Genomic DNA, 11,468 nt, shown 5'->3' on the forward strand with positions numbered 1-11,468 from the left:
CTCCTATCCCTGTTACTTCCTAATTCCTTTTTAGTGGGGGAGTGTGAACAGTTACCTATAAAGTTATAATTGAACGTAAACATCTTAATTAGGGTAATTATGCGCTTTTTAATGAGAATTGCCGGCTTTGGGTTACTGATTTTAGGTATTTACTTAGTTGGGAAAAATATATTTTTTACAACCAACGTCTATCCTTACTGGTGGCGAGGAATTTCCGCTGATATTTCAGTGTTAGCGCTAACATTAGGTGTACTGATGCTAGTTTTCTTCTCAGAAAGTATGAAAAATCTGGGATGGATTGCTATTTCTGTGGGTATTATGGCGGTATTTATTAGTAGTCGTGCAATTCTTAGTCCTACCAGTTTATGGCAATTTTTTCTCTCCTTAATTTGTATTACCTCTGGTTATAAAATGTTCACAACTGGATACTCACCTTTTTGATTTTATTGTTTAGGAGTTAGAGGATTATTGATTTCTCAACTCCTATTTTATTTTCTATTTCTACAGGTGGACGAACACACAAATAAATCAAAGCTCCAAATAAGGGTATTGTAAATAACCAAAATAACTGATTATCTTTCCAACCCCGTCGCGTCATATCATCTCCTAATAATGTGGGAAATAATAGACTCAACATCACAAAATCTAAACTCATCACATGAATAAATCGGCTATTTTGCCACTGGTGGACAAAATCACCCCAATTTCCTTGAAAACTAGATGCTAATAAAACTACCGCACCTATAGTTAATAAAATTCCTAAAATGCGGGAATCTAGGATTTTGAGAAATAAATTTTTTTCACCAATAAACTTGTGATTGGGTTCTCTTAAAGCCAAATAGGGTAAAAGAGCAAAAGCACCTAAAGCAAAAGAAGCACTAGCAAATGGCCAAGCTGGGATTTTTTGACCTCTACCATCAAAAAAGATTACAGCACTATATATAAAAGGCCAAATCCCCATGATATTAAATAAAGATATAATCAAGGGATTAATGCCTTGCCAATTGCCTGTAGAGAGGTTTTTTATTAACTCAAAAGTATCAGGCTGTTCAGGAGGAGCAAAGAAAAAGGCATAGGAAATAAATCCTAGCCATAATAGACCAAAAGTAATTTTTCTCATGATGATTTATGGAAATTAACGAAAAGCTTCCGAGAGATAATCTGCTGCTGCTGCAACTACAGCGATCGCACTCTCATAGTCTAACCTAGTTGGACCCAAAACCCCCACACTTCCCACCGGCACAGAACCCCGCCGATAAATAGCCGAAATCAAAGTACAAGTCCGAATAGGTTCGAGAGGATTTTCTGTCCCAATTCGCACCGTTACCTTAGACTTATTGGCATCCTCCATTTCTGTATCCTCACAAATTAAATGCCAAAGTTGGTCTTGTTCCTCTTCCAGCAATTGCATAATTGTCTGTACCTGCTGTATCTGGGAAAACTCTGGTTGTCGTAAAACCTCTCCAATCCCTCTTACCATAATTTGTGTAGTTGTTGGTGCTAAAGCGCGGTGAGTCAATTCCACTAGAGAACTTTTTAATAATTCACCATAAACTCTAAACTCCTGAGCCAATTCACTCCAATCTAAGTAGTCTATTTCTAATAAACTCCGTCCTCGTAAGTGGCTATTTAAAAAGTTAGAAACAATCTGCAATTGATGATCAATTACCTCCGCTTCTGGTTTATTTTCTGAGTTTTGTGAAAATAAATCCATCACCTTAGAATGAGTTTCATAACTATCTGTCACCACAATTAACATAATCCGCTCTGATTCAATTTGTACCAGTTGCAAATGTCGTAACTTTGCCGTTGTGGTTTGCGGCATCGTAATTAAAGTAATACAACCGCTTAATGTTGCGAGAATTTGGGCAGCACCTTGTAATAAAGCCTCCAAACTCCAATCTTCCCAATGAAGATGTTTTTGTAATGCAGTTTCTACCTCTTTCGCTAAAGTTTCTGATGGTTTAATTAATTGATCAACATAAATACGATAACCAGAATCAGAAGGAATTCTACCCGCAGAAGTATGTGGTTGATAAAGTAACCCTGATTTTTCCAAAACACCCATCACACTGCGAATTGTAGCCGAGCTAACACCCAAATCAAATCCTTCAATTAGAGCCTTAGAACCAACAGGCTCGGCTGTGCTAATATAATGACGTACAGTTGCATAAAGTATATTTTGTTGCCGATTAGTCAGATGAACTTGCATAAGTGATTTTTTTACTGAAGGCAAATCTTAATCAAAATTGGAAAAAAATGTGGTTTTCGCCACAAAAACGGAAAAAAGAATTAATTATTAATTAAAGTAAGATAGCAGATTATATACTCATATTGTATTGATTAAACACAAAATTTACCTTCAGCATTTATTTGCTGCATTTGTCATTACTACATAGCTGAAATCCAAAAGAGGATGAATTTCTATATGTTTCCGTATTATCTCATAGTTCGTTAACATAAGTTGTGGTTTTAACTACACAATCTCACTTGATAAAAATATTGGCTGAAAATCCCCAGGTTGCAGTGTGTCACATCACTAATTCCACTATATAACCATAATTAGGGCTGGCTGATAGCGTGGCGTTAGGCATTAGCTGAATGGTCAAAATTACGCAATAGGACTGCTATAGTAAATTAATCATATTTTTGCAAATACCTATGGCAGTAAATAAATTCTTTAAAAATATCATTATTAAACTCCTGACTGGGAAATCAAAGCCGGACTATGCTACTCTGGCTAGTCAACTCACCCTGGAAGATGCGATCGCCAAAATTGACGAGCTTTTTGATTGTGAGGCGGTTTTAAAAGAATTTGATGCAGATGCTACCATATCTTACTATACCCAAAGTGAATGGGGTTATCAAATCTATCACTCTGGACAAGATGCTATCCACATGGCACTAAATCCTGATGGTATATTTGATCCAGATGGTTATTATGCTCAACCACGAGTAGTTGCTGAACAAATTCGTAAACTTGATGCCAAGACCGTTTTAGAATTAGGATGCGGTAAAGGATTTAATAGCTGTTTTTTAGCCCAGCAGTATCCAGAAGTCCAATTTACTGGAATTGATTTAACACCATCGCATATTAAAATAGCAAATAGAAAAGCAAATAAATTCTCTAACCTATCTTTTCAAGAAGGTAATTTTAATCGCCTTAACTTTTTAGATCAATCTTTTGATATTGTTTTTGCCTTTGAGTGTTTATGTCACGCATCTGAAGCAGAAACACCACTGGCAGAAATTTTTCGTGTACTGCGTCCAGGTGGACAATTAATTATATTCGATGGCTATCGTAAAATTAAATTTTCACAACTTCCTAAATTACAGCAAACCGCAACCCAACTTGTAGAAATATCAATGGCTGTTCGTCATGGATTTTCAGAAATTAATGATTGGAATTCTATCGTCCAATCAATTGGCTTTCAAGTTCAAACTATTGAAGATATTTCTTTAGCAATTCAGCCGACATTATTACAATTACAAAAATTATCATTGAAACTTTTTTCATTATCCTGGCAAGTCAAAATACTTATTTATCTGTTGCCTAAATATTTAATTAGAAATTCTATTGCTGGTTTTTTAATGCCTTTCACTGTCAGGCCTAAAGGGGAAGCCTTTGGATATTATAAATTCATCTTAGAACGACCTTTAGAAGAAAGTTCAACTCAATGAATTTGAACTTTGAGCGCAGATAATTACTACTGTGATGAGGTACATTTTTTGATCGTTGCATCCGTAGGGGCGGGGTTTCCCCGCCCTTGATTAAGTATATTCCCTAATATTGGGGAACTGAAGGATCAACTAAAATCGAATAAGCGGAAATCCCACCCTTAATATTTTTAACATTTGTGAATCCTTGAGTAACTAACCACTGACACATCTGAGCCGAACGGATACCATGATGACAGAGAACCAGAGTTTCTGCATGAACATCAAAGCGGACAGGTACTTGCTGGCTCCATTGCTCATATTCACTCAAAGGAAGATTGACAAAACCATCTAGCCGTGATATGGCAATTTCCTGTGGTTCACGCACATCTATTAACTGAAGCGTTCCTTCATGATTTTCAAGCCGCTCGGCTAGTTCCTCAACAGTAATTTCGGAAAAGGGTTGATCAAATGATGTATTTGTCATGCAGTTTTTCTAAAAAATCCTATACTATTCATGTTTGCAGAAAAGCTAGAAAATATAAAGAATGTGAACAGTCAAAACTTAACAAAAAATATTAAACTTGGCTTTCTTATAGCTGGCATAATCACGCTTGTACTAGTTTGCGTAGCTAAATTCTCCTGGTTTGCACAGAAAAGTCCAGTTAGTCTTATAGTTCGCAACTCTCAACCCGCTGCGGCTATATTTGTCTCCAAGTCCTCACCAGCAATGGTTTCATTATTGGTCAATCCCGACGGTTTACAGAAAATAGCACCAAAAGGAGAATTTTCTCAACTCAAAAATAGTCTACTGGCAGAAAGTAACATAGATTATCAAGATGATATTAAACCCTGGTTGAGTGATGAAATTACCCTAGCTGCAACTACCATAGATATAGACCGTGATCCAGACAACGGACTACAAACTGGGTATTTAATGGCACTTGCAAGTACAACACCGGAGAAAAGCCGTGAGTTTTTGGAATTGTTATTTTCTCAACGGGCTTTTAGTGGGACTAATTTAGGAATTGAACGTTACAAGGGTGTCAAGGTTATTTATGATAATCCTGAATATTTACCAGCCGTAAACAGCCAAAATCCAAAATCCAAAATCCAAAATAATTTAGCTGGTGCAGTTGTTAATAATTTTGTTTTGCTGGCTAATCATCCTCAAGTAATCAAAGAAGCAATTAATAATTTACAAGCACCAGATTTAAACTTAATTAGTTCTCTAGAATATCAAAAAGCTACTCAACAAATCTCTAAAAATGCTGTAGCGATAACTTTCTTGAATTTGCCAGAAGTTGCTAAATGGCAAGGATTGGAATTAGCAGAATCAACTTATAATAGCCAAATTCTCTCTTTCGTTTTCAACTCCCAAGGGTTGCTCACAGAAAGTACATTTTTAGCAAATTCCCAGGTTGTACCTTCATCTTTACCACTATCTCAACCTGTGGGAGCATTACAGTATATTCCAGAATCAACAGCTTTAGCGATCGCCGGCACAAATTTGAGTAAACTAGATAATAGCGATGTCGCAAAACTGTGGAAACAAGTAACAGCAAGCATTTACGGTTCTAGTGAAGATGGTACTGCCCGATTACTACAACCCCTAGCAAAAATCCAACACAATTGGAATTTAAACTTTAGCGAAGATATTTTCAATTGGGTAACGGGAGAATACGCTTTAGCTTTATTACCCAATTCAGAAAATACAACCCCTCATTGGTTATTTGTCAGCGAAAAAACCCCAGAATTAGCAGCAGGAATCACACATTTAAATAATATTGCCACCAGAAGTGGTTTTAACCTTAGTTCCCTAACTTTAGATCAACAAAAAATATCAGCTTGGACAAAAATTACAGCCACAAGTGAAAATAACACAACCATTAATGTGGACACGAAAATTAAAGGAGTGCATACAACCTTAGATAACTATGAAATTTTCAGTTCCGACTTAAAAACCCTCAAAAAAGTTTTGAATCACAAACAAAAATCCCTCCTCGACAATCCCCAATTTCAAAACAGTATTGCCACAATTCCCCAACCCAACCAAGGGTATATTTATCTCGACTGGGAAAATAGTCAAAATCTTCTCAAACCTCAACTACCCTTGCTTAAACTTGCAGAAGTGTTAGGTAAACCACTCTTTGATAATTTAAAATCCCTGACAGTCAGTAGTTATAGCAGCGAACCAGGAACACTCAAAAGCGGAGTATTCTTACAACTGCATTAAATGTCAGAATTAACTACACTTTAACAGTCCAGAAGCCTTAGTATCTAAGGCATAGATGATTTAGTCCCCAATCACCAATCACCAATTACCAGTCCCTAATCACCAAGTCACGATAAAATGAGAAAGTAGCTTGTTGTGCTATCAAGGGTACTATCTCAATGTTCTCTAGACTCCGTGCCGATTTTCGCATTATTTTTGAACGTGACCCCGCAGCCCGGAATTGGTTGGAGGTTTTGTTTTGCTATCCAGGTTTGCAAGCCCTAGTTTTCCACCGCTTTGCACACTGGTTGCGTCGTCTTGGTCTTCCTTTTTTCCCTCGCTTGGTTTCTCACATTGCCCGGTTTTTAACAGGTGTAGAAATTCATCCAGGGGCAGCAATTGGTGAAGGCGTATTTATTGATCACGGAATGGGAGTAGTAATTGGGGAAACAGCCATTATCGGCAACTACGCATTGATTTATCAAGGTGTTACCTTGGGGGGAACAGGTAAAGAAACCGGTAAACGTCACCCCACATTAGGCGAAAATGTCGTCGTTGGTGCCGGTGCAAAAGTTTTAGGAAACATCGAAATTGGCGATAATGTCCGCATTGGTGCCGGTTCAGTGGTATTGAGAGATGTACCATCTAGTTGTACCGTTGTCGGTGTTCCTGGTCGCATTATCTACCGTTCTGGAGTCCGGGTTGCACCATTAGAACACAGCAATTTACCAGACTCAGAAGCCCAAGTAATTCGCACCTTAGTTGACCGCATTGAAGCCTTAGAAGAACAAATTCAAGCTTTGCAAACTCCCGCCAAAACTCCAGTTTTAGTTGGTAAATTCCTTCCAGAAGATGAATTACCAAAAGAACACAATTTTTGTAATATCAGAGATAAACAGATTCAGGAATTTTTTGATGGTGCAGGAATCTAGGAAATTAAACACCAAAAATTGAAATTACGGGTTTATTGCTTCAGTTAACCATTCTTGGTTTTCATTCCGGTGATAAACCCATCTATTTTGTGGTTCACCCCGCAATTCTAAATGATCTACTTTTACTGGTTCAAGTAATAATAAACAAAAATTTTCTAATTCCCAAAGCGATCGCCCTCCCATTATCTCCAAAAAGCGAACTGCTTGCAGCACCGCTTCGCTATCACACCTCCATAACCTAAAAAATAAGTCTTAATTAGAAATCATCTTCTACTAATTCAGCTACTTTCATAATTGATTTTAAAGTACCAAGTTTTAAATCTTGATTTCTATGTACGGGAATAGAGATGATTTTACTTTCATCAGGCTTTTCATAAATATGGTGACTTCCTGTAATTTTTTTGAGAATCCAGCCTTTTTTCTCCACAATTTTACATAGTTTTTTGCCAGAAATTGATTTCATACTGCAATTTCTATCACTTGTGAGATAGGGTCTGTTTTTTGGATTTCATTTGCTACTTCTAGCCAACCTTGTATAGCATCTTGAAGATTATTAATTAACTCTTCCATTGTATCTCCTTCTGTTATACAGCCTGGAAAAGCAGGTACTTCAGCCCAATAACCACCTTCTTCAGCAGGATAAATAACGGCTTTGATTTTCATTGCTTTTATATTTGCAGTTGTTTACCTGAACCAATTTTAACAGATTAATTTCCAAAAATTTCCCCATTAATAGCGATCGCATTCCCATATCCCAAAACAAGCGATCGCTCTCCTATATCCCAAAAAACGATCGCATCCCATCATCTCCAAAAAGCGATACTTCGGTCAGCTTCACTATTCTTGTTTCATTAATTTCTTAATAACGCCCGAAATCCCATTTGATTGAAATGTTCATCCGCAGTTAGCACATCAGTAATTCCCCGATTTTGCATCACAATACATGATATGCAGTCAACCAATCCCCATTCTTTATCTTGACGACTTCTGAATAATTGAAAAGCAGCATTGTATAGTTCATTAGTTAGAGGAACTATTTCAACGTTTGGATCTGATTCCAGGGATTCAAGAAGTTAGATTGCGGCAGTTCTATATCTTTGCTTAGAAAGAGCATTGCCAATTTCTAGTAGAATCGCTTGAGTTGTAACGAGATAAGAATTTTGAGCTTCAATTTGTTCAGCAAGCTCAACTGCTCTGGCATGATTTTGATCTGTAATTGCGGATAATGCGATGCCTGCGGCGAGCGAAGCTATCGCAAAAGATGTATCTAAAAAAATTTCATTCATTTTCTGAGATATTTTCCTCATGCAAATACTGGTCTATATTGGTTGACCAGTCTGGCTTACCTCGTAAATTTAAAGATTTGGCAGTTTGCAAGAATGTTTTTGGTTTTGGTTTTTCATCTGGTAACAGACTTTCAACAATAATCCGAACTCGCGTACCTGATTTGATGTTTAAAGGTACTTCAGGAAGAAGGGCTGCACCATCGAACAGAGCATCTAAGGTTTGAATCATAACTTTTTCCTATACTGCATTACTGCCATTATATCGCCTTCAATCTCCTTGTTAAAAAGCGATCGCACTTCCACATCTTCCCCAAAAGCGATCGCCCTCCCACATTCCCAAAACAGCGAACTGACAAGTCAGCGCTTACGCTATCGCTCTCCCCTCATCTCTCTAGAAAATGCGATCGCCCTCCCATCATTCCAAACAGCGATCGCTCTCCCATATCCCCCCAAACAGCGATCGCATCCCATCATCCCCAAAAAGGCGATCGCACATCCCCTCATCTCCCAAAAGCGTCTCCATTATCCCCAAAAAGCGATCGCATCCCATCATCCCAAATAGCGATCGCCCTCCCATATCCCTACAACAGCGATCGCATCCCATCATCCCAAAAAAGGCGATTCCTACGGAGCGCTTCGCTATCGCTCTCCCACATCCCCAAAAAGCGATCGCTCTCCCATCATCCTAAAAGCGATTCCTACGGAGCGCTTCGCTATCGCACTCCTATATCCCAAAAAGCAACCCGACAAGTGAGTGCTATCGTCCTTACTCCCTTAAAAACGATCATTCTAAAAGGCTTTAGGTAATCCGGCTTGCTTGAGAACTGCATTAGCTGTGTGCCGAGATTTGATAGATTGGTCAACCACAAATCTTCTTTGTGTGAGTGGACTGTACCAAATTTCATGATCTCCTTTGCCACTTCGTTCAAAGTAGCAACCTGCTCCATCAAGGATTTTCTTAACTTCAGGAGTAAATGATTTTGCCATATCACACATTCACTAGGATTTTACTAATCCGTTGACTAATGAGATCGATTGAAATTTCTTGAACTGAATCACCTGAGATCACTTGATTCAGTTCTAAAAGTTCTGGAACCATAATCATGAGCTTCTGCGTTAGATCGTCTAAAGAACTAGCTTCTGTTACTAAGCCGGGTACATCTTCACTAGAGGCAGTCCAGACTTGAGCCTCTTCATCCCAGAAAGCATGGACTTTTAAAGATAATTCACTCATAAACGTACACCATGACACAACGATCGCATCCCCCAATTATACCTCTCATCCCAGGAACGATCGCTCTCAATAATTTATGTTGCCCCGATCGCACTCCCATCATCCCAAAAAGCGATCGCACTCCCACGTCCCAAAAGCGATCGCACTCCCACCATATCCAAACGTAGGGGTTTAGCAGTGCTAAACCCCTACAATTCTAAACACCCACAGATCAACCCTAAACTTAAAAAGGCACATCTAATAACAATGTACCATCATAATAAACCTGACCAATATTATTCGGATCATTTTCCCAATTTAAAGGATTATGAATAATATAGTTTCTAATCGTGTCTAATGATTTTTCATCCTGATTAATGTGTTCATAAAAATTTCTTTGCCATACGGAAGATATACCTTTTTGATTGCATATTTGATTAATCTTTTTAGTGACAGCACTTTTATAAGACCTAATCACGCAAGGAATTGAACCAGAAATCATTTCACCAAAATTTCGTTGCTGATTTATCGTTTTAATTTTTTCAATAATCCATAATATGCCATGAATATGATTTGGCATAATCACAAAGACATCTAATTTAATATGGGGAAAATGTTGAGGTATTTCTTGCCAATAGTCGCGGGCAATTGTGCCTAATAAATTTAATTGCATTTCCCCTTGTTTGATATCACCAAAAATACATTGTTTGTTTTTGGTACAAATTGTGATGAAATATGCACCTTCTTGGGTGTAATCATAATCTTTCAATCTAATGGAACGGCGATGGTGAATTTGGGGATTATAGGACATTTTGATATTGGGGAATTACCTTGATTTTATAGGATATTATACCCGATATCGTAGGGGTTTAGCAGTGCTAAACCCCTACCCAACAACATGACTACAAGCTGATGTAATCTAGAGGATTTTTGGCAACGTTATCTTGACGAACTTCAAAGTGAAGATGGTTTCCTGTAGAATTACCTGTCGTTCCTAAGTAGGTAAACCGAAAAATTTAAAGGTATGTGACGAAATGTAAATTCAATGAATGCCTTACAAATAGGTTGTTTTACGGGTTTCACAAAACTAAACATATATTGGTTTTATTATGTTTACCTACTTACTTTACCAATTTCTGTGGCAGTGTTGACGGCTGTATCTACCCCAACACTAATCGAACTAAGGTGAGCATAGTAGGTTCTCAAGCCATTACCATGATCAATAATCACCAAATTTCCATAACCTTGATTATTCCAACCAGCAAAAACCACCGTACCATTCCTAGCTGCTTCAACTCGAGTTCCACTGGGAGCAGCTAAGTCAATACCTGTATGGTAATTAGTCACCCATTGGCTTCCATCCCAGTATGTTCGTGTACCGAAACTACTGCTTACTGTATAACTATCTAATGGTTTTTCCCAAACTGGTGGCGGTGGTGTTACCACAACAACACTAAAATTACCATTACTCCAGTCATAAACATTACCATTATTGACACTGGTAATCTTAATTGAGTAATCTGAACCTACTGCTAAATTAGTAGGTAATGTCCAATTTTCACTACCATCAGAAGCCGTATTACTAAATAAAGTTGTTAAGAAATTACCACCTTTATAAAGGTCAATATTGACATTTTCAGCAATATTATCAGTCCAAGTTAAATTATAACTTGATCCTGCTTGTAAAGATTCCCCGCCGTTGGGTGAACTAATTGTCATATATGATGTAGAATCATTATCTTCAGCATAATTCGCAGCCATATTACTATCCCCATTAAAATCGCCTGTTTTAAAGTTATAGTTATTAGAACTCATGGCATATAAACTACGAGGGGTATAAGGCTGACCAGCATTAAAAGTTCCATCCCCATTAGACAACCAAACAACGACAGAATCATTGTTGACAAAATGAATTAAGTCTGTTTTACTATCCCCATTAAAATCGCCTGTTTTAAAGTTATAGTTATTAGAACTCATGGCATATAAACTACGAGGGGTATAAGGCTGACCAGCATTAAAAGTTCCATCCCCATTAGACAACCAAACAACGACAGAATCATTGTTGACAAAATGAATTAAGTCTGTTTTACTATCCCCATTAAAATCGCCTGTTTTAAAGTTATAGTTATTAGAACTCATGGCATATAAACTACGAGGGGTATAAG

18 protein-coding genes and 1 pseudogene are annotated in these 11,468 nt (G+C 37.6%); 6 read left to right on the top strand and 13 right to left on the bottom strand.

All coding sequences use genetic code 11. The annotated features are described in order from the left end of the window. Positions 1-69 precede the first annotated feature (69 nt). Positions 70-441 carry a hypothetical protein gene (locus tag FJR05_RS11935; protein WP_371416881.1) on the top strand — a complete coding sequence of 124 codons (372 nt, stop codon included), beginning with the start codon at positions 70-72 and terminating at the stop codon, positions 439-441. Positions 442-457: 16 nt separating this feature from the next. Here FJR05_RS11935 and FJR05_RS11940 read toward each other — a convergent pair whose 3' ends face one another. Continuing rightward, complete coding sequence (locus FJR05_RS11940) at positions 458-1,123, bottom strand: DUF2834 domain-containing protein (RefSeq protein ID WP_168644302.1); 666 nt, start codon at positions 1,121-1,123, stop codon at positions 458-460. Between the two features lie 12 nt (positions 1,124-1,135). Beyond that, positions 1,136-2,212: a heat-inducible transcriptional repressor HrcA gene (gene hrcA / locus FJR05_RS11945; RefSeq protein ID WP_168644288.1), complete on the bottom strand. Its 1,077-nt coding sequence runs from the start codon at positions 2,210-2,212 to the stop codon at positions 1,136-1,138. 449 nt (positions 2,213-2,661) lie between these two features. On the opposite strand from hrcA, the gene FJR05_RS11950 reads away from it, so the two are divergent. After that, a complete protein-coding gene (locus tag FJR05_RS11950) occupies positions 2,662-3,681 on the top strand; it encodes a class I SAM-dependent methyltransferase (RefSeq protein WP_168644289.1) in 1,020 nt (339 codons plus the stop codon). Between the two features lie 103 nt (positions 3,682-3,784). On the opposite strand, the gene FJR05_RS11955 is transcribed toward FJR05_RS11950, so the two are convergent. After that, positions 3,785-4,144: a rhodanese-like domain-containing protein gene (locus tag FJR05_RS11955; RefSeq protein ID WP_168644290.1), complete on the bottom strand. Its 360-nt coding sequence runs from the start codon at positions 4,142-4,144 to the stop codon at positions 3,785-3,787. A gap of 30 nt (positions 4,145-4,174) precedes the next feature. Here FJR05_RS11955 and FJR05_RS11960 point away from each other — a divergent pair, with 30 nt between their 5' ends. Together FJR05_RS11960 and cysE are read left to right on the top strand one after the other, a co-directional pair. Next, positions 4,175-5,893, top strand: coding sequence for a DUF3352 domain-containing protein (locus FJR05_RS11960; RefSeq protein WP_168644291.1), 1,719 nt, complete (start codon positions 4,175-4,177; stop codon positions 5,891-5,893). 158 nt (positions 5,894-6,051) lie between these two features. After that, positions 6,052-6,804, top strand: coding sequence for a serine O-acetyltransferase (gene cysE, locus FJR05_RS11965; RefSeq protein WP_168644292.1), 753 nt, complete (start codon positions 6,052-6,054; stop codon positions 6,802-6,804). Between the two features lie 24 nt (positions 6,805-6,828). Here cysE and FJR05_RS11970 read toward each other — a convergent pair. The 6 genes and pseudogenes from FJR05_RS11970 to FJR05_RS11990 form a co-directional block, all read right to left on the bottom strand. Then, positions 6,829-6,960: pseudogene (locus FJR05_RS11970) on the bottom strand (pyridoxamine 5'-phosphate oxidase); the annotation flags it as partial. Positions 6,961-7,060: 100 nt separating this feature from the next. Next, on the bottom strand, positions 7,061-7,267 hold the full coding sequence (locus tag FJR05_RS11975) for a type II toxin-antitoxin system HicA family toxin (protein WP_168644293.1): 207 nt from the start codon (positions 7,265-7,267) through the stop codon (positions 7,061-7,063). Beyond that, positions 7,264-7,467 carry a type II toxin-antitoxin system HicB family antitoxin gene (locus FJR05_RS11980; RefSeq protein ID WP_168644294.1) on the bottom strand — a complete coding sequence of 68 codons (204 nt, stop codon included), beginning with the start codon at positions 7,465-7,467 and terminating at the stop codon, positions 7,264-7,266. Before FJR05_RS11980 ends, FJR05_RS11975 begins: the two co-directional genes overlap by 4 nt. A gap of 188 nt (positions 7,468-7,655) precedes the next feature. Further along, positions 7,656-7,865, bottom strand: a complete 210-nt coding sequence (locus FJR05_RS27945) for a type II toxin-antitoxin system VapC family toxin (RefSeq protein WP_371416883.1) — start codon at positions 7,863-7,865, stop codon at positions 7,656-7,658. Between the two features lie 12 nt (positions 7,866-7,877). Further along, positions 7,878-8,090, bottom strand: a complete 213-nt coding sequence (locus FJR05_RS27950) for a hypothetical protein (RefSeq protein WP_371416882.1) — start codon at positions 8,088-8,090, stop codon at positions 7,878-7,880. Next, complete coding sequence (locus FJR05_RS11990; protein WP_168644295.1) at positions 8,083-8,319, bottom strand: hypothetical protein; 237 nt, start codon at positions 8,317-8,319, stop codon at positions 8,083-8,085. Before FJR05_RS11990 ends, FJR05_RS27950 begins: the two co-directional genes overlap by 8 nt. Positions 8,320-8,367: 48 nt before the next feature. Between FJR05_RS11990 and FJR05_RS11995 the strand changes: the two genes are divergently transcribed. Then, positions 8,368-8,652 (top strand): hypothetical protein, encoded by a 285-nt coding sequence (locus tag FJR05_RS11995; RefSeq protein ID WP_168644296.1) that lies wholly within the window; start codon positions 8,368-8,370, stop codon positions 8,650-8,652. 227 nt (positions 8,653-8,879) lie between these two features. Here FJR05_RS11995 and FJR05_RS12000 read toward each other — a convergent pair whose 3' ends face one another. Beyond that, positions 8,880-9,077 carry a type II toxin-antitoxin system HicA family toxin gene (locus tag FJR05_RS12000; protein ID WP_168644297.1) on the bottom strand — a complete coding sequence of 66 codons (198 nt, stop codon included), beginning with the start codon at positions 9,075-9,077 and terminating at the stop codon, positions 8,880-8,882. Position 9,078: 1 nt separating this feature from the next. After that, positions 9,079-9,324 (bottom strand): DUF1902 domain-containing protein, encoded by a 246-nt coding sequence (locus FJR05_RS12005; protein WP_168644298.1) that lies wholly within the window; start codon positions 9,322-9,324, stop codon positions 9,079-9,081. 11 nt (positions 9,325-9,335) lie between these two features. Between FJR05_RS12005 and FJR05_RS12010 the strand changes: the two genes are divergently transcribed. Next, complete coding sequence (locus FJR05_RS12010; protein ID WP_168644299.1) at positions 9,336-9,491, top strand: hypothetical protein; 156 nt, start codon at positions 9,336-9,338, stop codon at positions 9,489-9,491. 56 nt (positions 9,492-9,547) lie between these two features. On the opposite strand, the gene FJR05_RS12015 is transcribed toward FJR05_RS12010, so the two are convergent. Beyond that, positions 9,548-10,114: a transposase gene (locus tag FJR05_RS12015; RefSeq protein ID WP_168644300.1), complete on the bottom strand. Its 567-nt coding sequence runs from the start codon at positions 10,112-10,114 to the stop codon at positions 9,548-9,550. 302 nt (positions 10,115-10,416) lie between these two features. Further along, positions 10,417-11,468 (bottom strand): peptidoglycan DD-metalloendopeptidase family protein (locus tag FJR05_RS12025; protein ID WP_217385579.1); only part of this gene is annotated, 1,052 nt, incomplete at its 5' end.

This window comes from Dolichospermum sp. UHCC 0259 (genome assembly GCF_009711935.1).
In the GTDB taxonomy this organism is placed as follows: Bacteria; Cyanobacteriota; Cyanobacteriia; order Cyanobacteriales; family Nostocaceae; genus Dolichospermum.